The organism is Comamonas sp. B21-038, assembly GCF_022387135.1.
Taxonomy (GTDB): domain Bacteria; phylum Pseudomonadota; class Gammaproteobacteria; order Burkholderiales; family Burkholderiaceae_C; genus Comamonas; species Comamonas sediminis.
In genome coordinates this window covers 4,183,615-4,207,741 of sequence record NZ_CP092462.1, presented here as the reverse complement: position 1 = coordinate 4,207,741, position 24,127 = coordinate 4,183,615, and the positions used below count along the sequence as shown (strand labels likewise).

Genomic DNA, 24,127 nt, shown 5'->3' with positions numbered 1-24,127 from the left:
TCACCGCGCGCTGTAGTGTACCCGGGGGCACATTGAGCTTCACCATTATGGGTGAATCGCCTTACGCTGTGTTGACAGTTCCCGCAAGCGGGGCTTGGTATTTTCCCTGGCGGCAGTGGGTGTTGCGGCGCAGCATCGCTTTTGGGCGTATGATGCGCCAGTCTTTGGGGAGTAGCCTGCCGGGCGTGCAATGCGCCGCGGAGTGTGCGTCAACAAACTTGGGCCTTCGCGGCCTATGGCGTACACGGCACCTTGTGATGAGGATGCTGGGCGAGACCATTGACCACGTTGCGATCCAATGCCGGAGTCGCGATGCGGTCAATGCTGTCTTGCTATATCCGGCTGCAATAACGATCCCCACTCATGGAAGCCTTTCTCCTCTCGACCGCTGTCGTCGCCCTTGCCGAAATGGGCGACAAGACACAGCTGCTATCGCTCGTCCTTGCTGCCAAATACCGCAAACCCTGGCCCATTGTGCTGGGCATCTTTGTCTCGACCCTGGTCAACCATGCGCTCGCCGGCGCCGTCGGTGCCTGGATCACGACAATGCTGGGCCCTGATGTGCTGCGCTGGATTCTGGGCGTGTCCTTCATCCTGATGGCCGGCTGGATGCTGATTCCCGACAAGATCGACGAGGACGAAGCGGGCAAGAGCAGCGGCCGCTGGGGCGTGTTCGGCACCACGGTGCTGCTGTTCTTCCTGGCCGAGATGGGCGACAAGACCCAGCTGGCCACCGTGGGGCTGGCCGCCAAGTACCCGGCTTCCTATTACTGGGTGGTCGCCGGCACCACGATCGGCATGATGCTGGCCAATGCGCCGGTGGTCTGGTTTGGCGACAAGATCACCAAGAAGCTGCCGATCCGCTGGATCCACCGTGTCTGTGCGGTGATCTTCCTGGTGCTGGGCGTGGCTGCGCTGTTCACCACGATGGACTGACGGCGCTGGCGGCGCCAGCAACACCGGCAACGCTCAAACGCAAAGGGCTGGGGATCCTGCGATCTCCAGCCCTTTTTGGATGGGGCGGCGCCCCAAGTCTCAGCCTCAGTCCAAGGTCATCAGGCTCGCATTGCCGCCCGCTGCTGCGGTGTTGATGCTGATCGCATGCTCGGCCAGCAGGCGGAACAGTGGCACGCTGCCATCGGCGGCCTGGGCGGTGATCGGCACAATGGCGCCGGGGCGGCCCGCCAGGCTGCTGCCGGTGGGCAGCCAGCCGCTGGCGGCATCGGCGATCAGCGCATCGAAGGCTTCGGACTGCAGGAAGGCCTGCGCGCTGTGCGCCGACAGTTGCACCGAGGCACGTACCGATGCGGGCAGCTGTGCCAGCAGGCTGGCGTACTGGCTGTTGGCGGGCCACACGGCGGTGGAGCCAGCCGCCAGCACGGCGGCGAGCTGGGCCAGCAGCAGGCTTGTGGTGCTGGCCACGCAGCCCACGCGCTCGCGGCCGCTCAGCACATACAGATTGCGCTCACCGGTCGGGCCGGGCAGCTCGGCCGCAAAGCCATTGCCGGTATGGGCAGCATAGCGCTGGCACAGCGCTGCCAGCTCGCCCTGGCCTTGCTGGCTGGCCCAGCTTTGCAGCGCATCCAGCGCAGCGGCCGGGGCGGCATCGGCCTGCTCCAGGCCATGGGCATGGCCGCGCTGGCCAGTGGCGGGCGCGGGCGCCTCATTGCCCGCCATGCGGGGCAGGTGGGCCAGCGCATCGACCGTGGCCGTGGCCGGCATGCGGCTGAGCAGGCGCAGCATGTACAGCGGGCCGCCGGCCTTGGGACCCGTGCCCGACAGGCCTTCGCCGCCAAAGGGCTGCACACCGACGACGGCGCCGACGATGTTGCGGTTCACATAGATATTGCCGGCATGCGCAGCAGTGACCACCTGGCTGATGGTCTCGTCAATGCGGGTGTGGAGGCCCAAGGTGAGGGCGTAGCCGGTGGCATTGATGTCGGCCAGCAGCTGGGGCAGGTTCTCGCGGCGGTAGCGCAGCACATGCAGCACCGGGCCGAAGACTTCGCGCTTGAGTTCGGACAGCTGGCGGATGGCGATCACCGTCGGCGGCACAAAGGTGCCCTGCGCGCTGGCGCCGCCGTTTTGCCAGACCTGGTGGCCGGCGGCCTGCATGCGGGCAATGTGCTGGTCGATGACGCCCTTGGCTTCGGCGTCGATGACGGGGCCTACATCGGTCTTGAGCTGGCAGGGGTTGCCGACCTGGAGCTCCTGCATCGCGCCGCGCAGCATGTGCAGCAGGCGATCGGCGGCCTCTTCCTGCACGCAGAGCACGCGCAGCGCCGAGCAGCGCTGGCCGGCCGAGTCAAAGGCCGAGGACAGCACATCGACCACCACCTGCTCGGCCAGCGCGGAGGAGTCCACGATCATCGCGTTCTGGCCGCCGGTCTCGGCCACCAGGGTCACGGGCTGGCCCTGGGCATCGAGGCGCTGGGCCAGGGTCTTTTGCAGAATGCGGGCCACTTCGGTCGAGCCGGTGAACATCACGGCCTGCACGCGGCTGTCGCCCACCAGGCGGGCACCCACGGTCTCGCCGGTGCCCGGCAGCAGCTGCAGCACATCGTGCGGCACGCCCGCCTGCCACAGCGCCTGCACGGCAGCGGCGGCGATCAGCGGGGTCTGCTCGGCCGGTTTGGCCAGCACGGTGTTGCCGGCAGCCAGCGCGGCAGCAATCTGGCCGCTGAAGATGGCCAGCGGGAAGTTCCAGGGGCTGATGCAGACCACCGGGCCCAGGGCCTGGTAATCCGCCTGGCCCCAGCTGCGCACCTGGGCGGCGTAGAAGCGCAGAAAGTCCACCGCTTCGCGCACTTCGGCAATCGCGTTGGAGCAGGTCTTGCCCGCCTCGCGCACCAGCACGCCCATCAAGGTGGGCATATGGGCTTCGAGCAGGTCACCGGCCTTGGCCAGGCAATCGGCGCGCTGGGCCGCCGGGGTGGCCTGCCAGCGGGCGGCGGCGGCCTGGGCAGCAGCCAGCGCAAACTCCACCTGATCGGCCGATGCCTGCGTGACCGTGCCGACCTGGTCGCTGTGGTCGGCCGGGTTCAGCACGGGCTCGCTCGGCTGGGTAGAGGCGGGGGCGCCGTCTGCCAGCAGGGGCTGGGCATGCCAGGCCATCTGTGCGCTGGCCTGCAGGTCGTGCTGCAGCGCGCGCAGGCGGTTGTCGTTGGACAGGTCCAGCCCGGCCGAATTGCTGCGGCTTGCGCCATACAGCGCGCGCGGCTGGGCAATGTGCGGGTTGGGCAGGCCGAGCTGGCCTTCGCTCTGTGCCCATTGCTGGGCGGTGGTCACGGGGTTTTCCACCAGCTTGGCCAGGGGGATGTCCTGGTCGGCGATGCGGTTCACAAAGCTGGTGTTGGCGCCGTTCTCGAGCAGGCGGCGCACCAGGTAGGCCAGCAGGGTTTCATGCGTGCCCACGGGGGCATAGATGCGGCAGGGGCGGCCCAGGTTTTCGCTGGCCGTGCGGCCCACCACCTGTTCGTACAGCGGCTCGCCCATGCCGTGCAGGCACTGGAACTCGTACTGGCCGGGCTGGTAGCGGGCCGGGTCGGCCAGGTGGTAGATGGTGGCCAGGGTGTGGGCATTGTGCGTGGCGAACTGGGGGTAGACCGCATCGGGCGCGGCCAGCAGCTGGCGCGCGCAGGCCAGGTAGGACACATCGGTATAGGCCTTGCGGGTGTAGACCGGGTAGCCTTCGAGACCGTCGATCTGGGCGCGCTTGATCTCGCTGTCCCAGTAGGCGCCCTTGACCAGGCGCACCATCAGGCGGTGCTGGCTGCGGCGGGCCAGGTCGATGATGAAGTCCAGCACATAGGGGCAACGCTTTTGGTAGGCCTGCACGACAAAGCCGATGCCGGCAAAACCGGCCAGCTCGGGCGCAAAGCAGAGCTTTTCCAGCAGGTCCAGCGACAGCTCCAGGCGGTCGGCCTCTTCGGCGTCGATATTGAGGCCGATGTTGTAGCTTTTGGCCAGCACGGCCAGCTGCAGCACCACCGGGTAGAGCTCGGCCATCACGCGGTCATACTGGGCGCGGCTGTAGCGCGGGTGCAGGGCCGACAGCTTGATCGAGATGCCCGGGCCTTCGTAGACGCCCCGGCCATTGCTGGCCTTGCCGATTGCATGGATCGCGTTTTCGTAGTCGCGCAGATAGCGCTTGGCGTCATCGCTGGTCATCGCCGCTTCGCCCAGCATGTCGTAGGAGTAGCGGAAGCCCTTGGCCTCCAGGCGCTCGGCGTTCTTCAGCGCTTCGCCAATCGTCTCGCCGGTGACGAACTGCTCGCCCATCATGCGCATGGCCATGTCCACGCCCTTGCGGATCAGCGGCTCGCCGCCCCGGCCGATCAGGCGGGTGAGCGACTGGCCCAGCGAGCCTTCGCTGTGCGTGGCCACCAGCTTGCCGGTCAGCACCAGGCCCCAGGCGGCGGCATTGACGAACATCGACGGGCTCTTGCCCACATGGGCCTTCCACTGGCCGTGGGCGATCTTGTCGCGGATCAGCACATCGCGCGTGGCCGTATCGGGGATACGCAGCAGCGCCTCGGCCAGGCACATCAGCGCAATGCCTTCTTGCGACGACAGTGCGAACTCCTGCAGCAGGCCTTGCACCAGGCCGGAGCGGCCGCTGTCGGCCTTGCGCTCGCGCAGCGTGCGGGCCAGCTGCAGCGCCAGCGCATCGCCGGCCTGGGCGATGGCGGCGGGTGGCGTGGCCTGGGGCAGCAGTGCTTGCAGCGCTTCGGTCTCGGGCTTGCGGTAGGCGGCAGTGATGGCCGCCCGCAGTGCCGAGGCGGGCTGCAAGGCCGACACCAGCTCATTAAAAACAGGAGCACTGGCACCAGATGGGCTGCTGCCCGTGGCCGAAAATGGCGAGTTGGTGGAGGGCTGGTTGTCAACAACGGCGTTGGCAGTCATGGCGGGCTCGTGTTCAGAGTAGATAGTGAATGCCGCCAGTGTGATCGTTTGTGGTTTGAATTTCTCTCCATAATGTGGCCCATTCTTAGTGAAAAATTCTGCCCATGACCGCCATCATCGACCCGCCGGACGACCTCGACCGCATCGATCTGCGCATTCTGGCCGTGCTGCAGCGGGACGGCCGCATCTCCAACCTGAAGCTGGCCGAGGCGGTATCGCTGTCGGCCACGGCCGTGCTGGCCCGGGTGCAGCGCCTGACCAAGGAGGGCTATATCACCGGCTACGAGGCGCGGCTGAACCCGCAAAAGCTGGGCGCGGCGATGCTGGTCTTCATCGAGGTGCTGCTGGACCGCACCACGCCCAATGTGTTTGACGAGTTCAAGGCGGCGGTGCAGGTGCGGCCCGAGATCATGGAGTGCCATATGGTGGCCGGCGGCTTTGACTACCTGGTGAAGATCCGCGTGGCCGACATGAACCACTACCGCCACTTTGCCGGTGAGGTCTTGTGGCAATTGCCCGGCGTGCGCGAGACCCGTACCTACGCGGTGATGGAAGAGGTCAAGAGCTCCAACCGGCTCTACCTGGGCGGCAGTTGACGCAGCCCATGCGCGGCCGATTTGCAGTACACTCAGATTTCACGGCGCCGATTTGCTTCAGCTTGCGGGCGCTTTATAAATCCAGCTAAAGACTCGGTAGGCGACTGCATTCCATCGACCCGGCCTCGTTTTTAGCGTTGCCGGGTTTTTTATGTCATTCGTTGCGACACCCCAATCAATGCATTTCCCGGAGGCGCTCCCTCTTCAAAGTGGCGCCTCCATCCGCGACTACCATCTGGCCTACGAGACCTACGGCCAGCTCAACGCCGACCGCTCCAACGCCATCCTGGTCTGCCATGCACTCAATGCCTCCCACCACGTGGCCGGCCACTACGAGGGCCAGGCCAAGAGCGAGGGCTGGTGGGACAACATGATCGGCCCGGGCAAGCCGGTCGATACCAACCATTTCTTTGTCATCGGCGTCAACAACCTGGGCTCCTGCTTTGGCTCTACCGGGCCCATGCACCTGAGTCCGGACACCGGTGCTGTCTACGGCGCCGATTTCCCGGTCGTGACGGTGGAGGACTGGGTCAACGCCCAGGCGCTGCTGCTGGACCGGCTGGGCATCCGCCAGCTGGCCGCCGTGCTGGGTGGCAGCCTGGGCGGCATGCAGGCGCTGTCCTGGACCTTGCAGTACCCCGACCGCATGCGCCATGCGGTGGTGGTGGCCAGCGCCCCCTGTCTGTCGGCCGAGAACATTGCGTTCAACGAGGTGGCGCGCCGCGCCATCGTGACCGACCCGGACTTCCATGGCGGCCACTTCTACAGAGAAGGCGTGGTTCCCAAGCGCGGCCTGCGCATTGCGCGCATGATCGGCCACATCACCTACCTGAGCGACGATGTGATGAACCAGAAGTTCGGCCGCCAGCTGCGCGAAGGCCTGGACTTGAAATACAGCACCCAGGATGTGGAGTTCCAGATCGAGAGCTATCTGCGCTACCAGGGCGACAAGTTCAGCGACTACTTCGATGCCAATACCTATTTGCTGATCACCCGCGCGCTCGACTACTTCGACCCGGCCAAGCCGTTTGGCGGCGACCTGACCCAGGCGCTGGCCGGCGCCAAGGCGCGCTTCATGCTGGTGAGCTTCAGCACCGACTGGCGCTTCTCGCCAGCGCGCAGCCGCGAGATCGTCAAGGCCTTGCTCGACAACCGCCGCACCGTCAGCTACGCCGAGATCGACGCGCCCCATGGCCACGATGCCTTCTTGCTCGACGATGCCCGCTACATGGGCGTGATGCGCTCCTATTTTGAAAACATGGCCCGCGAACTGAGCGCCGGCCTGCCCCGCAGCCAGGAGGCCGCATGACCGAGTCTTCTTCCACCTTCCAGGCGATTGCCAACCTGGTACCCAAGGGCGCCCGCGTGCTGGACCTGGGCTGCGGCGACGGCAGCCTGCTGGCCTACCTGCAGCGCGAGCGCGAATGCAGCGGCTATGGCATCGAGTTTGACGACGCCAATGTGCTGGCCTGCGTGCGCCGGGGCGTGAACGTGCTGCAGCTGAACCTGGAAGACGGCCTGGCCATCTTCGAGGACAACAGCTTTGATGTAGTGCTGCAGATCGACACCTTGCAGCATCTGCGCAATGCCGAGGTGATGCTGCGCGAGACTGCGCGCATCGGCAAGCAAGGCGTGGTCGCCTTCCCCAACTTTGCGCACTGGCCCAACCGCCTGTCGATCCTGCAAGGCCGCATGCCCGTGACCAAGCGCCTGCCCTACCAGTGGTACGACACGCCCAACATCCGCGTCGGCACCTTCAAGGATTTCGAGGTACTGGCGCTCAAGAACAAGCTGCACATTCTGGACAGCTTTGGCCTGCAAAACGGCGAGGTGCGGCGCTGGCTCCCCAATGCCCGCGCCGGCACGGCGGTGTTCCACTTCGAGCACGCCTGAGCCCACGGCGCGCCACGCGGCGGGCTCTGCGCTGTACAAAGGCAGCAGGGCTTTGCCGCAGGCGATAGCCGGGTGGCGCCTGCGCTGGTACGCTTATGCCTGCGGCTGCCCTTTTCGTGGCAGCACCTCCAGGAGATTCGCCCATGAACGCCCGCCTCGACGCCGCCCAGCTGCAAGCCGATGCTGCCCTCAGCCATATCAGCCAGCAGTGGGACCGCGATATTCTTCGCCAGCTGACCGACTACATCGCCATCCCCGCCAAGTCGCCGGGCTTCGATGGCAACTGGGAGCAGCATGGTTTCATCGACACCGTGGTGCGCAATGCCGCCAGCTGGATTGAGGCGCAGAAGGTTGAAGGGCTGAAACTGGAAGTGGTGCGCGTGCCGGGCCGCACGCCGGTGCTGTTCTTCGAGGTGCCTGCGACCCAGGCCCAGAGCGAGCAAACCGTGCTGATGTACGGACACCTGGACAAGCAGCCCGAGTTCTCCGGCTGGCGCAATGACCTGGGCCCCTGGACCCCCAAATACGAAGACGGCAAGCTCTACGGCCGGGGCGGCGCCGACGACGGCTATGCCACCTACGCCAGCGTGGCCGCCATCCAGGAACTCAAGCGCCAGAATGTGCCGCACCCGCGCATCGTCGGCCTGATCGAGACCTGCGAGGAAAGCGGCTCGGGCGATCTGCCGGTCTACATCGACATGCTCAAGCCCCGCCTGGGCGATGTGGGCCTGGTGATCTGTCTGGACAGCGGCGCCGGCAACTACGACCAGCTGTGGCTGACCACCAGCCTGCGCGGCATGGTCGCGGGTACCTTGAAGGTCGAGATCCTCACCGAAGGCGTGCACTCGGGCGATGCCTCGGGCGTCGTGCCCTCGTCCTTCCGCATCATGCGCCAGGTGCTCGACCGCCTGGAAGACAGCAAGACCGGCCGCCTGCTGCCCGAGAGCTTCCACTGCGCGGTGCCGGCAGAGCGCCTGGCCCAGGCGCAGGCCACGGCCGGCATTCTGGGCGATGAGCTGTACAAGCGCTTCCCCTGGGCGCATTTTGATTGCAATGGCTCCAGCCTGTTTGCGCTGCCCACCACCACCGACCCTACGCAGGCGCTGCTCAAGCGCACCTGGGAGCCGACCCTGTCCGTCACCGGTGCCGAGGGCCTGCCCGCGCTGCAGGATGCCGGCAATGTGCTGCGCCCCTATACCGCCTTCAAGCTGAGCCTGCGCCTGCCCCCGCTGGTCGATGCCACGCAGTGCATGCAGGAGCTCAAGACCCTGCTCGAAGACAACGCGCCCTACCAGGCCAAGGTCACCTGGGAAGGCGCCAGCGGCGCCAACGGCTGGAATGCCCCCAACACCAGCGACTGGTTCCTGAACGCGCTCAACCAATCGAGCCGTGCGCACTTTGGCGCGGACTGCGGCTTTATCGGCCAGGGCGGCTCGATCCCGCTGATGGGCATGCTCAGCGCCGGCTTCCCCAAAGCGCAGATGATGGTCTGCGGCGTGCTGGGCCCCAAGAGCAATGCGCACGGACCCAATGAGTTCCTGCATGTGCCGTATGCCAAGAAGCTCACCGCCGCCGTGGCCCAGGTGATTGCCAGCATGCCCACCAAGGCGGCCAGCGTATAACGGCCACCAGCCCACCGGGCAGCTGCCGCGTGCACCCGCGCACGCAGCGGCTGCCTTTTCTTTTTGACGACCACAACCACGACAGCGCGCCCGCCATGACCGAGCCCACCGCCCCCACCATCTTGTTTGACGGCACTGAACCGCTGGGTGCCAGCGCCGACCTGCAGGACAACGGCAAGCCCTTTTTCTTCCAGCTGCCCAACGGCCAGAAGGCCTTTGTGATCCGCTGGCAGGGCCAGCTGCACGGCTGGATCAACGAGTGCCAGCACGCCAGCGTGGCGATGGACTTTGATGGCGACATTCTGGAGAGTGGCCGCCAGTTCATTCTGTGCCCCTACCACGGGGCCATCTACCAGCCCGATACCGGCAAATGCGTCGGCGGCCCCTGCCGGGGTGCCAGCCTCGACGCGGTGGCGGTGGAAGAGCGCGATGGCGCGGTGTGGCTGAAGCAGGGCTGAGCGCCTGCCAGGTCACCATGCCCCAGCGCGCGCCCCAGACATCGCTTTGGCGCGATACTGGCGGCCTTCAAAAATGAGCGGCCGCGCCTGCCGGACCGCTCGCGCAGCGCCCCCGCCATGAAATCCCCGATCCGAATCGTTGATGTTGACCGCCTGGAGACCTGGACCAAGTACAAGGCCGGGCTCTGCGACAGCTGCGCAGCCAACTGCTGCACGATGCCGCTGGAGGTGCAGCTGCCCGACCTGGTGCGGCTGGGCCTGGTCGATGCCTTCGAGGTCGACAACATCGCGCACAAGCTGATCGCCAAGCGCCTGCTCAAGGCCCGGCTGATCGACCATTACAACCCCAAGCACAATATCTTCACGATGGCGCGCCGCGCCAGTGGCGATTGCCAGTTTCTCGATCCGGTGGCGCGGCGCTGCACCGTTTATGAAAAACGGCCAGAGACCTGCCGCCTGCATCCGAAAAAAGGGCCCAAACCGGGTTATTGTGCATATGGGCACAAAGATTTGCAATAAATGCCGCGCCCCTGATGATCCAGCGCTGTGCGGAGCGGACTGTTGGCTCAGCGCCCGGCCTGGCTTATACAGAGGCTTAATACTCCTCTAGAATGGCTCGCGCACCTGCCGCAGGTGCTGCCCGGTCCCTGCAAACGCAAGGCTGGGGCACTACTGAGCCAACTAGCCGATGCAAAAATCAAAAATTTTCTGGTCTTTGGGCGTGCTGGCGCTCCTGGCCGCCGTCTTCACGATTTATGGCCTGGGCCTGCACAACAGCCTGGTATTTGACGACGGACGGCTGTCAGACGGCACCATTTTTGGCCGTTATGGCAGCCTGATCGAGCCCAAGGTGCGGATGCTGTCCTATGGCAGCTTTGTCTGGATACAGTCGCTGTTCGGCGAGAGTATGGCCGTGCAGCGTGCCTTCAATATCGTTCTGCACCTGGCCACCTGCTATGCCATTTGGCTGCTGGTGACCGAACTGTTCAGGCACACCGCGTTTTCCGATGAAGCGCGGGCCGAGCCGGGTTTTGACACCCATATCCGCATCGCTATTTTTGCCGCCGTCGCGCTGTTTGCGGTGCATCCCGTGGGCGTCTACGCAGTAGGTTATCTGGTCCAGCGCAGCATGGTGATGATGACCTTGTTTTCCGCGCTGGCCTGCTGGGCCTATATCCGCGCGTTGGCCGGTGCAGGCCTGCAATGGGCGGCGCTGGCGGTGGTCTTCCTGCTCTGCGCACTGGTCAGCAAGGAGCATGCGGTGGTACTGCCGGCTCTGGCCTTGCCGCTCTATGTGTTTGTCAAACGGCCGTCCTGGCAAAAGCTGCTGGCGATTGGCGCGGCGATCGTGGTGCTCATCGGCGTGCTGACCGCGCTGCTGTGGACGCAGCTGGGCGCCTTTGTCGGCGCTGTGGCCACCGATGACACCTCCTGGGCCTATGTGCGCCAGCTCGAGCAGCTCTACCCGGGGATCACCGCGTCGATCTACCCGCTGAGCCTGCTCAACCAGGGCAAGCTGTTCTTCGAGTACGGCCTGCTGTGGCTGCTGCCCAATGTGCAATGGATGGCGTTGGACCTGCGCCCGGTCTTCCCGCTGGGCTTTGGCAGCCTGCCCCATCTGCTGGGGGGCTTGGGCTACGTGGCGCTGGTGATCGGCAGCGCGGTGCTGCTGCTGCGCAAGCGCGATGCCTGGGGCCTGGTGGGCCTGGTGCTGCTGTGTACGGCGCTGCTGTTCAGCACCGAGTTTGTCACCAGCTGGTTGCAAGACCCGTTTGTGCTGTACCGCAGCTACATCTGGGCGATGCTGCTGCCGGCCCTGCTGGCACTAGTGCTGCTGCTCTTTCCGCGCAAGCTGATGGTGGCGCTGGCCTGCGCGGCCGGTCTGGTGCTGACGGCGCTGGCGGTAGAGCGCAGCCTGAGCCTCAAGACCGAATACAGCGCCTGGAGCGATGCGGCCCAGAAGGTGGACCTGCAGGCGCCATTCAATGCCTTTGGCCGCTGGCGCCCGTTCATCAACCGGGGCGCCTACCTGCTCGAGAACCTGAACTACGAGCAGGCGCTGCAGGATTTCGAGAAGGCCGTTGCGCTGCAGGAGCCACTGGGCTCTGCGCAGTTCAACCGGGGCATGGCGCTGGAGCTGCTCAAGCGCTACCCAGAGGCCATCACTGCATTCGACAGCGCCCAGAAGCAGGGCTTTGACAATGCAGCGCTGGCCTACCACCAAGCGACAGCCTACAAGATGACGCAGCAGATGGAGCCCGCGTTCCAGGCTTACGCCAAGGCGCTGAGCATGCAGCCCGAAGCGGTGCTGTTGCCCAAGATTCTGCTCGAGCAGGCCGAGGTGGCCATCCCCTCGGGCCACTACGATGTGGCCATTGCCAATTACCAGCGCCTGCTGCAGATGTCGCCGGGCAACACCCGCCTGGAAGTGGGCCTGGGCATCGCATTCATCGGCAAGCGCGATTTTGCGCAGGCCCTGCAGATCTTTGATGCATCGCTGGCACGCCAGCCCAACCCGCCGGCCTACTACGGCAAGGCCCTGGCCTACCGCGAGCAGGGCGACCGGGCCCAGGCCATTGCCAACCTGCAACGCGCCAGCGCCATGGACCCGGCCAATCCGGTCTACCAGCGGCTGCTGCAGCAACTGCAAGGCGGCCAATAACATGCGGCGCAATTGGTGGCGCCGGCCTGGCGCCGAGCCCTTGCATGTACCGCCCGAGCAGACGCCGCAGCGGGTGCTGCATGTGGGCAAGTTCTATCCGCCTTACCGGGGCGGCATGGAATCGTTTCTGGCCGATCTGATCGAGCAGCAGCGTGCCAACGGCATCGATGCCCGCGCGGTGGTGCATGGCGACCCCTTGCCCGATGACCCGCCCTGGCTCATCCGTGTGCCGGTGCAGATCACCCTGGTGTTCGCGCCGATTGCGTTGGGCTTTCCGCTGGCGTTGCACCGGGCCATACGCGCCTTCAAGCCCGATGTACTGCATCTGCACATGCCCAATAACGCGGCATTCTGGGCCCTCATCATGCCGGCCGCGCGCCGCGTTGCCTGGGTGACGCACTGGCACTCGGATGTGCTGATCTCCCAATGGGACCGCGTGCTGCAGCTGTGCTACCAGATCTACCGGCCGTTCGAGACCAAGCTGTTGCGGCAAAGTGCGGCCATCCTGGCCACGTCGCCACCGTATATGGCCGCCAGCGTTCCACTGCAGCGCTGGTTGTTCAAGACACTGGCCATTCCGCTGGGCTTGAAGCCTTTGCACCAGGAGGTGCTGGAGCAGGCCCAGGCCGAGGCGCCGCAACTGCAGCTCTGGGGCGATGCGCGGCTGCGCGTGCTGTCGGTGGGCCGTTTGACCTACTACAAGGGCTTTGACACCCTGATCTCGGCGGTGGCCGGCTTTGCCGATGTGCAGCTGATCATTGCCGGAGAAGGCGAGCAGCGCAAGGAGCTCGAAGCGCTGATTGCGCGCGAGCGTGCGCAGCAAGGCTGCGCCCATGTCGAGCTGCTCGGCCAGGTCAGCGAAGCGCAAAAGCATGCGCTGTTCAACAGCTGCGACATCTTTGCGCTGGCCTCGCGCGAGCGCACCGAGGCCTTTGGCCTGGTGCTGATCGAAGCCATGCAGCATGGCAAGCCCTGCATTGCCTCCGACCTCGATGGCTCGGGCATGTCCTGGGTCGTGGGGCAGTCGGGCAGCGGGCAGTGCTATGCGCCCGACCAGGTCCAGGCCTGGAAAGAAGCGATCCGCCAGGCGCTGGCCGCCAAGGCGCAACTGGCCGAGCGGGGCCTGGCGGCGCAGCAGGCGGCGGACGCCTATTTCACGATCGGCCAGTGCGAGCGCCGCATTGCCGAGGTCTACGCCAGCATCCGGCCTGCCACGGAGGGGCTGCCCATTCTGCGCCCGCCAGCGGCAGCAGCCCGGCCCCTGCAGGTGGCCGTGGTGCAGCAGGCCGCGCAATGGCCGTTGCTGCAGCGGTGGCAGGCTGCCCATCCCGGAAGCCTGCTGCTCTGCGTCGATGCCAGCGGCCAGCGCAGCCCGGATCCGCAAGCGCTGGGCGGCCTGGCGTATGTGTCACTGGCCGAGCTGGGTTGGTCCGATGTGGTGGCACTGATCCAGCGGCTGGCCGGCGAGCAGGTGCTCAGTGCGCTGTCCATCCGGGCGGCTGCCGATCTGCTGGGCGAGACGGGCAGTGAGCCGCCCCAGGCAGCACCAGCGGGCATCTGGCAGCGCTGGCTGGCGCGGCGCGGTATCCGCCACCTGCAGTTGGGGCGCACCGCCTTGCTGCTGCGCGGTGAGGAAGTGGCCGCCTGGGCCCGCGCACGCCATGCGCTGGTCGGCCGGCATTTGTTTGTGCGTTAGGGGTGCCTGGGCGCTGCTGGCTCAGCAGCCCAGCAGCATCGGCGGGCGCACGACGGCCAGCACACTGGCGGCCATGCCCGCGCCCAGCAGCAAGCCCCGGCGCCAGCGCGGCCAAAGGCGGGTGACATGCTCCATGCCCAGCGCAGCGGGCGCCGCGGCAAAGAAGATACCGTAGTTCAGCACGCGCAGCATCCAGTTGGTGTCCAGCAGCCACCACGAGGCGGCAACGGCCAGCAGGCCCAGCAGCGCAATGCCCGCCAGCACACAGACCAGGAAACGCGCCATGCCGGGATCGATGCGGTGGTGGTGAAAGCCGCCCAGCCAGCGGCCGGCGCCCACCAGCAAGAACCCGGCAAACAGCAGATTGCCGGACTGGAACAGCACAAACCGCAGCCAGGAGCCGCCATAGGGCGCCCAGGCCGCAGGCGGCAGCAGATAGGCCTGCATCGTCAGCATCAGCAGCGCAGCGATGCACAGCGACCATCCCGCAGCGCGCTGGTGGCGCAGCAGGCCTGCCACTGCGGCCGTGGGCCAATGGATGTCGCCGTGCCACCAGCGGCGGCTGGCCCAGGCCGCTGCCGCCACGGCCACCAGCATGGCCAGGAAGGCCGGCAGGCTCAGCGGCCAGTGCTGGAAATGGGCCTGGCGCAGGTCGCGCAGCATATCGGTATAAGGCCCGCCGGGCCAGGCATAGACGGCAAAGCTGGCGATGCACAGCACGGCAACGGCCAGGTGGCGCAGGCTCCAGCGGCGCTGCGCCATGCCATGGGCTGCCACCAGCACCAGGCAGAGAAACACCAGCACCGCATGGCTCAGGATATGGGTGAAGGCCACCCCCGGCAGCGCCAGGAAGAAGGCCAGGCCGCCCCGGTGCTGCAGCCAGCGCCAGGCCGAGATGGTGCCCAGAAACACCGCCAGCTGCCCCCATTGCTGCGGGCGTGCCTCCATCAGCGGTGCCCAGAAGTAGCTTGACAGCGCCAACGTGGCAAACACCGGCACCAGGCTTTTGAGTCCCAGGCGGTAGTAGCCCCAGCTCAGGCCGCCGACGACGATAAACACGCCGCAGACCCCCATCCAGGGCATCACTTGCGCATGGCTGGAATTGGTCACCCATGCCGCCTGGCGCAGCGTGTTCACAAACGCAGGCCCGGAGACCGGCCAGGCAACGCCCTGGTCGAGCTGCTGGGCGATGCCGATCCAGTTGCGCTCGTCGTTGACGCACATGGGGTAGTTCAGCAGCATGCGCATCGCGCAGGCCAGCAGCGCAAACAGCGCCGCCCAGGCCAGCAGCGACCAGACCCGGGTGCGCAGTGCCAGATAGGGCAGAGGAGGGGCGCCGACGGGCGTTGTCAGGGGCTGGCTGGTCAAAGGCATCAGCGCTGCAGTGTAGAGCGCATCAGCCAATATGGGAGAAATCTGGGCGTTTTTGTTGCATTAATTGGTACAGCGCCTGCGCCACCAGCGACAGGCTGGGCTCGCGCCTGCGCACCATGTAGATCTGGCGGTCCCTGCCGGGCAGATCCAGGGGCCGGGTGACCAGGCCAGGCTGCACAAAGTGAAACAAGGTCAGGGCCGGCACCACGCTGATCCCCAGGCCGGCCTTGACCAGGCCCATCACGGTGGCCAGCTGCTCCACCTCCACCAGGGTCTGCATGGTCTGGGGGAAGAAGGCGGCATCCAGGTACTGGCGCACGCTGCTGTGCCGGGCCAGGTGCACAAAGGGCCAGGCGGCCAGGTCGGACAGCTGGACCTCGTCCCGCGCAGCCAACGGGTGGTCCACCGGGCAGACCAGGTGAAAGCGGTCGCTGCAAAAGGGCTCGGCGCGCAGATCGGGCGTGTCCGCACGGATGGCGGCCAGTGCAAAGTCTGCATCGCCATTGGCCACGGCGGCAATGCAGGGCTCGGACAGCACATCAAGCACCTGCAGTTGCACGCCTGGGTGCTGGCCCGCAAAGCTGCGCAGCACCGGGGGCAGCCAGCCCGCCGCCAGCGACGGCAGCAGCGCCACACTCACCCGGCCCTGGGCGAGCTGGGCGGTATCACGCATGGCTTGTTCGCAGGCAGCGAATTCGGCGGCCAGCCGCTGGGCCGACAGCAGGAACTGCTCGCCCTCAGGCGTCAGCAGCACATGCCGGGTGCTGCGCTCGAACAGGCGCAGGCCCACCGTGGCCTCCAGCGCGCGGATGAGCGCGCTGAACGCCGGTTGGGACAGGTGGCACAGGCTGGCTGCGCGGGTGAAGTTCTTCTGGCTGGCCAGCGCCAGAAAGGCCTGGATATCGCGGTGGGAGAGATTCATTTGCGTTGCAGATTAATCAATCGCAATTATCGATTTCACAACATAGAGCCTATTTTCTATAGTGGCCTGCAGGAGATGCTATGCAGACAGACAAGACACCGAGTGCGCCGATGCTGATTGGCTGCGCAGCCGGTTTTTCGGGGGACCGGGTGGATGCGGCAGCGCCGGTGGTGCAGGCGCTGATCGCGTTGCAGCAACCCGCGTTTCTGATTTTTGAAACCCTGGCCGAGCGCACCTTGGCGCTGGCCCAGCTCGCCCGGCGCGATGACCCCGATGCCGGCTATGAGCCGCTGCTGCTGGAGCTGCTGCGCCCGGTGCTGGCCGATTGCCTGGCGCACCGCATCCGTATCGTCAGCAATTTTGGCGCCGCCAACCCGCAGGGCGCTGCCCGCGCCATTGCCGCGCTGGCCCGCAGCCTGGGCCTGCGCGCGCCCCGTATTGCCGTGGTGCAGGGCGATGACCTGAGCGGCCCGGCCCACCGGCCCATGTTGGCCCAGGCCCTGGGTGCGCAAATGCCAGAGCAGCCGCTGGTCAGCGCCAATGCCTATATTGGCGCGCGGCCGATTGCTGAGGCCTTGCAGGCGGGCGCCGATATTGTGGTCTGTGGCCGCGTGGCCGATCCTTCACTGGTGCTGGGCCCGGCAATGGCGCATTTTGGCTGGGCCTGGGACGACTGGGACCGCCTGGCCCGCGCGACGATGGCTGGGCACCTGCTGGAATGCGGCACCCAGGTCAGCGGCGGCTATTTTGCCGACCCCGGCTACAAGGACGTGCCCGGCATGGACCAGCTGGGCTACCCGATCGCCGAGATCGACGACAGCGGCCACTGCAGCATCTTCAAGCCCGGGGGCACCGGCGGCTGCATCACCACCGCCACCGTCAAGGAGCAGCTGCTCTATGAGATCCACGACCCTCGCAGTTACCTGACCCCCGATGTGGTGGCCGACATCAGCCAGGCCCGGGTGTGGGCCGAGGGCGAGAACCGCGTGCGGCTGGAGGGCGTCGTCGGCCATCCGCGCCCGGAGGCACTCAAGGTCAACGCCTGCTATGCCTCGGGCTGGTTTGCCGAGGCCGAGATTTCCTACGCCGGCCCGCGTGCGGCCGAGCGTGCGCGGCTGGCCGCGCAGACCGTGGCCCAGCGCCTGCGGGGCATTGCGCCGCTGCGCAGCGACCTGATCGGTGTCACCAGCGTCTGGGGCAACGATGCCAGCGACTGGCTGGCGGGCGCCGACCTGTCGGCCGCATCGCCCGATGTGCGCCTGCGCATGGCCTGGCAGCATGCCGACAAGGCCACTGCTGCCCGCCTGCCGCGCGAGATCAATGCGCTGTACTGCTGCGGGCCCGCCGGTGGCGGCGGCGTGCGCAGCCATATGCGCCAGCGCCTGGGCATGGTCTCCTGCCTGGTGCCCCAGGCACTGATTGCCACGGGCTTCGTCTGGGCCGCACAAGAGGAGGCCGCCGCATGAACGACCACGTCACCGTCCCGCTGTACCGCCTGGCCCATGGGCGCACCGGCGACAAGGGCAACCGCTCCAACATCAGCGTGATCGCCTGGCACCCGGCGCTGTGGGATGTCCTCTGCGCGCAGGTCACCGAGGCCGCCGTTGCCGCGCTGTTTGCCGACCGGCACCCCCGCCAGGTGCAGCGCTATCTGCTGCCGCAGCTGCAGGCCATGAACCTGGTGCTCGACGAGGTGCTGGACGGCGGCGTCAACGACGCGCTGAACCTCGACAGCCATGGCAAGACCCTGTGCTTTCGCGTGCTGCAAATGCCGATCATGCTGCCGCTGCATTTGCAGACCCATCTGGTGGGGCCGGCCGATGCGGCCCTCCCAGCCCCCACGGAATAAGAAACCAACCGGAGACAAAAAGATGAAATTTTCCACCCGCCGCCACCTGCTGGCCTGTGCCTCGGCCCTGGCCATCAGCCCGCTGGCCTTCGCGCAAGCGAGCTTCCCGTCCAAGCCCATCACCTTTGTCGTGCCCTTTGCGGCCGGCAGCGCCACCGACCAGCTGGCCCGTGCGCTGGGCCAGGCGGTGACCGAGCAGACGCACCAGCCGGTGATTGTCGAGAACAAGGCCGGCGCCAGCGGCATGATTGCGGCGCAGGCGGTGGCCAAGGCCCCGGCCGATGGCTACACGGTGCTGATCACCACCAACACCACGCATGCGGCCAATATCCACCTCTACCGCAAGCTGTCCTATGACCCGGTCAAGGACTTCACGCCGATCACCGGCCTGGGCAAGGGCGGCCAGGTGCTGGTGGTGCCGGCCAATGCGCCTTACCAATCGGTGGGCGAGCTGCTGGCCTATGCCAAGGCCAACCCGGGCAAGCTCAGCTTTGGCAGCGGCAGCTCGTCCAGCCGGGTCGCTGGCGAGATGCTCAAGCAGCTGGCCGATGTGGACATCCTGCATGTGCCCTACAAGAGCAATCCGCTGGCCGTCACCGACCTGCTGGGCGGGCAGATCAACCTGATGATCACCGACGTCTCCACCGGCGTGCCGCAGATCAAGGCCGGCAAGCTGCGCGCGCTGGGCTACTCGACGCAAAAGCGCAGCGCCCAGCTGCCCGATGTGCCGACGATTGCCGAGGCCGGTGTGAAGGGCTATGACATGGGCTACTGGTTTGCCGCCTATGCGCCAGCCAACGTGCCCGCTGCCGTCAGCGCCAGGCTCAACCAATTGCTGGGCCAGGCGGTGGGCAGCGCCGCTGCCAAGTCCTTCTTCGAGATGTCGGGCTCGGACCCCTGGACCACCAGCCAGACCGAGCTGGCGCAGTTCCAGGCGACCGAGACCACCAAATGGGGGCAGGTGATCAAGGCGGCAGGTATTACGCCGGAGTAACCCGCGCTTCATAGAGCCACTAACCCGGCCCAGCAAACCGAAGGTTTGCGGTTAAGGCTTGGCGCCCCCGACGAGGCGCACTGCCGCAGACAGTACGGTAGTACGGCAAGGCAGGGCGCGGCCGGCGAGGCAACGACGTATCAAGGGTAGTGTTAGTGGCTCTCAGAGAATCCAGCGTTTGGGCAGCATGCGTTTGATTTCTGCCTTAGCCAGGTCGATGAAGGGCTTGAGCACCAGGGTAGAGGCATGGCGGTTGGAGACCACCATCGAGTATTCGCAGGGCACGGCGGGCTCGAACAGCACAAACTTCACATCGGGCCCGTGGTAGCTGCAGGCGGTCAACGGGTCGATGATCGCCAGCCCGGCGCCGGCCTCGACCAGCTTGATGGCAGCGTACGAGATCTGGGTCTCGATGTTCACGCGGCGCTGCACGCGGTTGACGAGGAACAGGCTGTCGAGCTTGGTACGCGTCTCCATCATCGTCGGCAGCGACACCAGGGGTTCATCGACAAAGTCGACCGGTGACAGGCTGCTTCTGCGGGCCAGCTTGTGGCCGGCGGGCACGGCGACCACCAGCTTGCCGATCACCAGGGTCTCCAGCCCCTTGAAGCGGGTGTGGTCGGGCGAGAGCATCACAAAGCCGATGTCGCAGCGCTCGGCCTGCACCATGTCCAGTGCGGCCGGCGAGGCCTGCATGTGCAAGGTGACCAGGGTCTCGGGGAACTGGGCGCTGAACTTGGCAATGGCGCTGGGCAGGAACGAGGTCGCCATCGCCGGTGCGGCTGTCACCTCCAGCCGCTGCAGACGCCGAAAGCGCACGTTCTCGGAGATGTTGCGGATGCGCTCGATGCCCATCAAGGCCTGGTGCACGTCTTCCAGCAGCAAGGTCGCAGCCGACGTCGGCTGCAGCCGGCTCTTGACCCGCTCGAACAGCGGCATGCCGATGCGCGCCTCGAATTCGGCGATCAGCCGTGTCACCACGGGCTGGGTCACTTCCAGCGACTGGGCCGCTGCGGTGACCGAGCGGCGCAGCATCAGTGCGCGAAACGCCTCCAGATGGCGAAGTGTGATCTTCTTATCCATGTTGTAAAGACATGAGTTAATGGCCTAATGCAATCGAATAGTCTACAAAATTACTAATTTTGTCGTTATTTCAATGGCTTATCGATTGAGAAATTTCCATCCCATTAAGGCATTGAAGCAGGAATCCACCGATTCAATTTTGCCTGCAGATGCCTATCATTGGCTACCAGACAGATTGAATTCCACTTGGTTCCCATCTACTTTCTGGAGGTAATTTCGATGACTGCATCCCGTCTGGCTCTCTCCCTGGCCGCAGCCTTTGCTGCCACCGCTGGCATCGCCCATGCTGAAGACATTTATGTCGGTGGTTATGGCGGCTCTACCGAGACCGCTTTCAAGCAAAAGATCATTCCGGCCTATGAGAAGCTGACCGGCAACAAGGTCATCTATGTGCCCGGCAACTCCACCGACACCCTCGCCAAACTGCAGGCCGAAAAGAACAACCCGCAGTACGACGTGGCGCTGATGGACGACGGCCCGATGGAGCAGGCGGTGCAGTTCGGTTTCTGCGGCGACATCGAGGCCGCACCGGTCTACAACGACCTCTACCCGATGGCCAAGACGGCGGGCAACAAGTCGCTGAACCTGGGCGTCATCGCCACCGGCCTGTTCTACAACGAAGAGGCCTTCAAGAAGGCCGGCTGGGCCGCTCCCAGCTCGTGGAACGACCTCAAGGACAAGAAGTTCAAGAGCAAGACCGTGATCCCGCCGATCAACAACGGCTACGGTCTGCAGACCCTGCTGATGTTTGCCGAAATGAACGGTGGCGGCGCCAACAACATCGACCCCGGCTTCCAGGCGCTGATCAAGGAGGTGGGCCCGAATGTGCTGGCCTGGGAACCGTCGCCGGGCAAGATGACCGAGCTGTTCCAGAACGGCGATGCCGTCATCGGCGTCTGGGGCAGCGGCCGTGTCAAGGCGCTGGCCGATACCGGCTTCCCGGTGAAGTTCGTCTACCCCAAGGAAGGCGCGTTTGCGCTGTTCACCTCCGTCTGCCCTGTCGCCAAGAAGCAGCCCAAGGCGGGCGCGCAGAAGTTCGTGCAGTTCCTCTACACCCCTGAGGCACAAACCGCGCTGGCCGAGACCCAGGCCTGGGGCCCCATGAACAGCAAGGTCAAGCTCGACGACAAGGTCGCCAAGCAAGTGCCTTACGGCCCCGAGCAGATCGCCCAGTTGAAGACCGTGGACTACAAGATCGTCAACGTCAAGCGCTCCGAATGGACCAACCGCTGGAACCGTACGGTAGAGCGTTAAACCTTCATCCCTGGCCCCACTCAGGACGTCAGGGATAGGCGTTCACCCGCCAGCAGTCATACACAGGCCTGCCGCGCCGCCCCACGCGGGCTGCAGGCCCCGGAGTTTCACATGAGTTTTCTACGTATCGAGGGCCTCGCCAAGAGGTTCGGGGATTTTGTTGCCGTCAAGGACTTCCACCTGGACGTTCATCGCGGTGAGTTCGTATCGCTGCTCGGCCCTTCGGGCTGCGGCAAGACGACCACGTTGCAGATGATTGCCGGCTTTCTGGATCCCAGCCAGGGCCGCATCGTGCTCGACGGCAAGGACATCACCCAGCTGCGCCCCGAGCAGCGCGGCATGGGCGTGGTGTTCCAGAGCTATGCGCTCTTCCCCCACATGACGGTGGAGCAGAACATCTCCTTCGGTCTGGAGATGCGCAAGCTCAGCCGTGACGTGATGCAAAAGCGCATCCAGGACGCGCTGGCGCTGGTGCGCCTGCATGGCCTCGGTGCCCGTTACCCGCGTGAACTCTCCGGCGGCCAGCGCCAGCGTGTGGCCATTGCCCGTGCGTTGGCGATCCAGCCCGAGGTGCTGCTGCTGGACGAACCCATGTCCAACCTGGACGCCAAGCTGCGCCAGGAAATGCATGTCGAGATGCGCGCCATCCAGCGCCAGTTGGGCATCACCACCATCCTGGTGACGCATGACCAGGTCGAAGCGATGACGATGAGCGACCGCATTGCGGTGATGCACAACGGCCAGATCGCCCAGGTCGATACGCCGCAGAACATCTACGACAAGCCGAGCTGCGACTTTGCCTCGGTGTTCCTGGGCAAGACCAACCGCTTCGAAGGCCGGGCCCAAAGCCGCGAGACCGTGAAGATTGCCGACATGGTGCTGGGCGCGCCCAGCCCGGTGGACAGCGGCCCGGTCGTGGTCTACCTGCGGCCCGAGCGCATCGCGGTGGCCCCGGCCGGCGAAGGCGGCCTGCCCGGCACGATCAAGACCTTGCTGTTCCTGGGCAGCCAGTGGGTGGTCAATGTCAGCACCGCGCTGGGCGACATCCACATCAGTCTGCCCAATGCGCGCCGCGCTGCGTTGCATGAGGGCGATGAGGTGGGCCTGAACTGGTCGCCCGACGATGTGCGCGTGCTGACCCAGCAGGAGGCCAGCCGTGGATAGCAAGAACCGCTGGAAACCCTGGGCCATGTCCGGGCCCGGTCTGCTGGTCTTTGTGACCATGCTGCTGGCGCCGCTGGCATTGACGGCCATACTGTCGCTGAATGTCTTCAATGGCATGGAAGGCATCCAGAAGGTCTATTCGCTGAAGAACTACCTGGAGATCTTCAGCGACAGTTATTACCTGGAGATCTTTGGCCGCACCGCGCTGATGTCGGCCATCGTCACCGTGCTGTGCGTGGCGCTGGGGGTGCCCGAGACCCTCATCATCTCCCGCATGCGGGGCCGCTGGCGTGGTGTGTTTCTGCTGATCATCCTGGCACCGCTGCTGATCTCGGTGGTGGTGCGCACCCTGGGCTGGTCCATCCTGATGGGCAACAACGGCCTCATCAACAAGGGGCTGATGCTGTTCCACATCATCGATGAGCCGCTGCGCCTGGCCTTCACGATGACCGGCGTGACCATCGCAATGGTGCATGTGATGGTGCCCTTCATGGTGATCTCCGTCTGGGCCTCGCTGCAAAAGCTCGACCCCCAGGTCGAGAACGCCGGCCTCTCACTGGGTGCCAGCCCGCGCACCGTGTTCCGCCGTGTGGTGCTGCCCCAGCTGCTGCCGGGCATCCTCTCGGGCAGCATCATCGTCTTCGCGCTGTCGGCATCGGCCTTTGCCACGCCGGCACTGCTGGGCGGGCGCCGCCTCAAGGTGGTGGCCACGGCCGCCTACGACGAGTTCCTCAACACCCTGAACTGGCCGCTGGGCGCTGCCATTGCCGTGGTGCTGCTGGTCGCCAATGTCGTCATCATCGTGGGCTGCAATCGCTGGATCGAGCGCCGCTTCAAAGCTGTTTTCGAGGGTTGAGCCATGCAAAAAAACAGTCCTCTGGCGCTGGTCTACCACGCGCTGTTCATCACCTTCATCCTGGCGCCGCTGGCCGTCGTGGTGGCGGTGGCCTTTACCGACAAGGGCTTCATCTCCTTCCCCACCGATGGCCTGTCCTTGCGCTGGTTCCGCGCCATCCTCGACGCGACCGAGATCAAGTCGGCCTTCTGGTTCTCGGCCAAGCTGGGCCTGGCGTCGGCATCGATCGCCATCGCGCTGGCGGTGCCCGCTGCGCTGGCCATCACCCGCTACCGCTTTGCCGGCCGCGAGGTGCTGATGGCCTTCTTCATGTCGCCGCTGATGATCCCCCACGTCGTGCTGGGTGCAGCCTTCCTGCGCTTTTTCAACATCGCCGGGCTGTCGGGCTCGTTCTTCTGGCTCATGTTCACCCATGTGATCTGCATCATGCCCTATGCGTTGCGCATGGTGCTGGCTGCGGCCACCGGCATGAACCGCGAGATCGAGCATGCCGGCCTGTCGCTGGGCGCATCGCGCAGCACCGTCTTCATGCGCATCACCGTGCCGATGCTGATGGCCGGTATCGCCGGCGGCTGGATGCTGTCCTTCATCCAGAGCTTTGACGAGCTGACCATGACGGTGTTCGTGGCCACCCCCGGCACGATGACCTTGCCGGTGGCCATGTACAACCACATCGCGCAGACCATCGACCCGCTGGTGACCTCGGTCTCCACCGTGCTGATTGTTGGCACGCTGGTACTGATGGTCATCCTGGACAAGCTGGTCGGCCTGGAGAAGGTCCTGATTGGCAAAGGTTGAG

Annotated in this window: 20 protein-coding genes and 1 riboswitch; of the genes, 16 read left to right on the top strand and 4 right to left on the bottom strand. The window is 65.6% G+C overall.

All coding sequences use genetic code 11. The annotated features are described in order from the left end of the window. Positions 1-154: 154 nt before the first annotated feature. A riboswitch (yybP-ykoY riboswitch) is annotated at positions 155-268 on the top strand. Between the two features lie 95 nt (positions 269-363). Next, on the top strand, positions 364-936 hold the full coding sequence (locus MJ205_RS19180; protein ID WP_021025439.1) for a TMEM165/GDT1 family protein: 573 nt from the start codon (positions 364-366) through the stop codon (positions 934-936). A gap of 105 nt (positions 937-1,041) precedes the next feature. Here MJ205_RS19180 and putA read toward each other — a convergent pair whose 3' ends face one another. Further along, the gene (gene putA, locus MJ205_RS19175; protein WP_239809911.1) at positions 1,042-4,905 is read right to left on the bottom strand and encodes a trifunctional transcriptional regulator/proline dehydrogenase/L-glutamate gamma-semialdehyde dehydrogenase; all 3,864 of its coding nucleotides are present in this window, start codon (positions 4,903-4,905) and stop codon (positions 1,042-1,044) included. Positions 4,906-5,009: 104 nt separating this feature from the next. Between putA and MJ205_RS19170 the strand changes: the two genes are divergently transcribed. The 8 genes from MJ205_RS19170 (at position 5,010) to MJ205_RS19135 (ending at position 13,832) form a co-directional block, all read left to right on the top strand. Then, complete coding sequence (locus MJ205_RS19170) at positions 5,010-5,501, top strand: Lrp/AsnC ligand binding domain-containing protein (protein ID WP_230780145.1); 492 nt, start codon at positions 5,010-5,012, stop codon at positions 5,499-5,501. Between the two features lie 151 nt (positions 5,502-5,652). Further along, a complete protein-coding gene (metX, locus tag MJ205_RS19165; protein ID WP_239809910.1) occupies positions 5,653-6,810 on the top strand; it encodes a homoserine O-succinyltransferase MetX in 1,158 nt (385 codons plus the stop codon). Beyond that, positions 6,807-7,394, top strand: a complete 588-nt coding sequence (gene metW, locus MJ205_RS19160) for a methionine biosynthesis protein MetW (RefSeq protein ID WP_239809909.1) — start codon at positions 6,807-6,809, stop codon at positions 7,392-7,394. Before metX ends, metW begins: the two co-directional genes overlap by 4 nt. Before the next feature lie 143 nt (positions 7,395-7,537). Then, a complete protein-coding gene (locus tag MJ205_RS19155; protein WP_239809908.1) occupies positions 7,538-9,016 on the top strand; it encodes a M20 family metallopeptidase in 1,479 nt (492 codons plus the stop codon). Positions 9,017-9,111: 95 nt separating this feature from the next. Further along, positions 9,112-9,474, top strand: coding sequence for a Rieske (2Fe-2S) protein (locus MJ205_RS19150; RefSeq protein ID WP_239809907.1), 363 nt, complete (start codon positions 9,112-9,114; stop codon positions 9,472-9,474). A gap of 117 nt (positions 9,475-9,591) precedes the next feature. Next, positions 9,592-9,993 (top strand): YkgJ family cysteine cluster protein, encoded by a 402-nt coding sequence (locus tag MJ205_RS19145; protein ID WP_239809906.1) that lies wholly within the window; start codon positions 9,592-9,594, stop codon positions 9,991-9,993. A gap of 169 nt (positions 9,994-10,162) precedes the next feature. Further along, complete coding sequence (locus MJ205_RS19140) at positions 10,163-12,136, top strand: tetratricopeptide repeat protein (RefSeq protein ID WP_239809905.1); 1,974 nt, start codon at positions 10,163-10,165, stop codon at positions 12,134-12,136. A gap of 1 nt (position 12,137) precedes the next feature. Next, positions 12,138-13,832: a glycosyltransferase gene (locus MJ205_RS19135; protein ID WP_239809904.1), complete on the top strand. Its 1,695-nt coding sequence runs from the start codon at positions 12,138-12,140 to the stop codon at positions 13,830-13,832. Between the two features lie 21 nt (positions 13,833-13,853). Here the strand turns inward: MJ205_RS19135 and MJ205_RS19130 are convergent, their stop codons facing one another. Further along, positions 13,854-15,206 (bottom strand): hypothetical protein, encoded by a 1,353-nt coding sequence (locus tag MJ205_RS19130; protein WP_239809903.1) that lies wholly within the window; start codon positions 15,204-15,206, stop codon positions 13,854-13,856. 22 nt (positions 15,207-15,228) lie between these two features. After that, positions 15,229-16,128 carry a LysR family transcriptional regulator gene (locus tag MJ205_RS19125; RefSeq protein WP_239809902.1) on the bottom strand — a complete coding sequence of 300 codons (900 nt, stop codon included), beginning with the start codon at positions 16,126-16,128 and terminating at the stop codon, positions 15,229-15,231. Between the two features lie 80 nt (positions 16,129-16,208). Between MJ205_RS19125 and MJ205_RS19120 the strand changes: the two genes are divergently transcribed. From MJ205_RS19120 to MJ205_RS19110, 3 genes are read left to right on the top strand one after another with little or no spacing between them, the layout of a single operon-like run. Beyond that, complete coding sequence (locus MJ205_RS19120) at positions 16,209-17,594, top strand: acyclic terpene utilization AtuA family protein (RefSeq protein ID WP_239809901.1); 1,386 nt, start codon at positions 16,209-16,211, stop codon at positions 17,592-17,594. Next, positions 17,591-17,977, top strand: coding sequence for an AtuA-related protein (locus MJ205_RS19115; RefSeq protein WP_239809900.1), 387 nt, complete (start codon positions 17,591-17,593; stop codon positions 17,975-17,977). Before MJ205_RS19120 ends, MJ205_RS19115 begins: the two co-directional genes overlap by 4 nt. 22 nt (positions 17,978-17,999) lie before the next feature. Further along, a complete protein-coding gene (locus tag MJ205_RS19110; protein ID WP_239809899.1) occupies positions 18,000-18,971 on the top strand; it encodes a Bug family tripartite tricarboxylate transporter substrate binding protein in 972 nt (323 codons plus the stop codon). 162 nt (positions 18,972-19,133) lie between these two features. Here the strand turns inward: MJ205_RS19110 and MJ205_RS19105 are convergent, their stop codons facing one another. Continuing rightward, entirely contained in the window at positions 19,134-20,054 is a 921-nt protein-coding gene (locus tag MJ205_RS19105; RefSeq protein ID WP_021028161.1) for a LysR substrate-binding domain-containing protein, read from the bottom strand. A gap of 219 nt (positions 20,055-20,273) precedes the next feature. Between MJ205_RS19105 and MJ205_RS19100 the strand changes: the two genes are divergently transcribed. From MJ205_RS19100 to MJ205_RS19085, 4 genes are all read left to right on the top strand, one after another. Then, entirely contained in the window at positions 20,274-21,308 is a 1,035-nt protein-coding gene (locus MJ205_RS19100) for an ABC transporter substrate-binding protein (protein ID WP_239809898.1), read from the top strand. Between the two features lie 111 nt (positions 21,309-21,419). Continuing rightward, positions 21,420-22,472, top strand: coding sequence for an ABC transporter ATP-binding protein (locus MJ205_RS19095; RefSeq protein WP_239809897.1), 1,053 nt, complete (start codon positions 21,420-21,422; stop codon positions 22,470-22,472). A 25-nt stretch (positions 22,473-22,497) separates the two neighbouring features. Then, complete coding sequence (locus tag MJ205_RS19090; protein WP_239812799.1) at positions 22,498-23,328, top strand: ABC transporter permease; 831 nt, start codon at positions 22,498-22,500, stop codon at positions 23,326-23,328. Positions 23,329-23,331: 3 nt separating this feature from the next. Beyond that, on the top strand, positions 23,332-24,126 hold the full coding sequence (locus MJ205_RS19085) for an ABC transporter permease (protein WP_230780082.1): 795 nt from the start codon (positions 23,332-23,334) through the stop codon (positions 24,124-24,126). The last annotated feature ends 1 nt before the right edge of the window (position 24,127 follow it).

Coding starts and splice junctions, on each gene's coding strand:
- MJ205_RS19180 (WP_021025439.1), top strand. CDS start 364: ATGGAAGCCTTTCTCCTCTCGACCGCTGTCGTCGCCCTTGCCGAAATG.
- putA (WP_239809911.1), bottom strand. CDS start 4,905: ATGACTGCCAACGCCGTTGTTGACAACCAGCCCTCCACCAACTCGCCA.
- MJ205_RS19170 (WP_230780145.1), top strand. CDS start 5,010: ATGACCGCCATCATCGACCCGCCGGACGACCTCGACCGCATCGATCTG.
- metX (WP_239809910.1), top strand. CDS start 5,653: ATGTCATTCGTTGCGACACCCCAATCAATGCATTTCCCGGAGGCGCTC.
- metW (WP_239809909.1), top strand. CDS start 6,807: ATGACCGAGTCTTCTTCCACCTTCCAGGCGATTGCCAACCTGGTACCC.
- MJ205_RS19155 (WP_239809908.1), top strand. CDS start 7,538: ATGAACGCCCGCCTCGACGCCGCCCAGCTGCAAGCCGATGCTGCCCTC.
- MJ205_RS19150 (WP_239809907.1), top strand. CDS start 9,112: ATGACCGAGCCCACCGCCCCCACCATCTTGTTTGACGGCACTGAACCG.
- MJ205_RS19145 (WP_239809906.1), top strand. CDS start 9,592: ATGAAATCCCCGATCCGAATCGTTGATGTTGACCGCCTGGAGACCTGG.
- MJ205_RS19140 (WP_239809905.1), top strand. CDS start 10,163: ATGCAAAAATCAAAAATTTTCTGGTCTTTGGGCGTGCTGGCGCTCCTG.
- MJ205_RS19135 (WP_239809904.1), top strand. CDS start 12,138: ATGCGGCGCAATTGGTGGCGCCGGCCTGGCGCCGAGCCCTTGCATGTA.
- MJ205_RS19130 (WP_239809903.1), bottom strand. CDS start 15,206: ATGCCTTTGACCAGCCAGCCCCTGACAACGCCCGTCGGCGCCCCTCCT.
- MJ205_RS19125 (WP_239809902.1), bottom strand. CDS start 16,128: ATGAATCTCTCCCACCGCGATATCCAGGCCTTTCTGGCGCTGGCCAGC.
- MJ205_RS19120 (WP_239809901.1), top strand. CDS start 16,209: ATGCAGACAGACAAGACACCGAGTGCGCCGATGCTGATTGGCTGCGCA.
- MJ205_RS19115 (WP_239809900.1), top strand. CDS start 17,591: ATGAACGACCACGTCACCGTCCCGCTGTACCGCCTGGCCCATGGGCGC.
- MJ205_RS19110 (WP_239809899.1), top strand. CDS start 18,000: ATGAAATTTTCCACCCGCCGCCACCTGCTGGCCTGTGCCTCGGCCCTG.
- MJ205_RS19105 (WP_021028161.1), bottom strand. CDS start 20,054: ATGGATAAGAAGATCACACTTCGCCATCTGGAGGCGTTTCGCGCACTG.
- MJ205_RS19100 (WP_239809898.1), top strand. CDS start 20,274: ATGACTGCATCCCGTCTGGCTCTCTCCCTGGCCGCAGCCTTTGCTGCC.
- MJ205_RS19095 (WP_239809897.1), top strand. CDS start 21,420: ATGAGTTTTCTACGTATCGAGGGCCTCGCCAAGAGGTTCGGGGATTTT.
- MJ205_RS19090 (WP_239812799.1), top strand. CDS start 22,498: ATGTCCGGGCCCGGTCTGCTGGTCTTTGTGACCATGCTGCTGGCGCCG.
- MJ205_RS19085 (WP_230780082.1), top strand. CDS start 23,332: ATGCAAAAAAACAGTCCTCTGGCGCTGGTCTACCACGCGCTGTTCATC.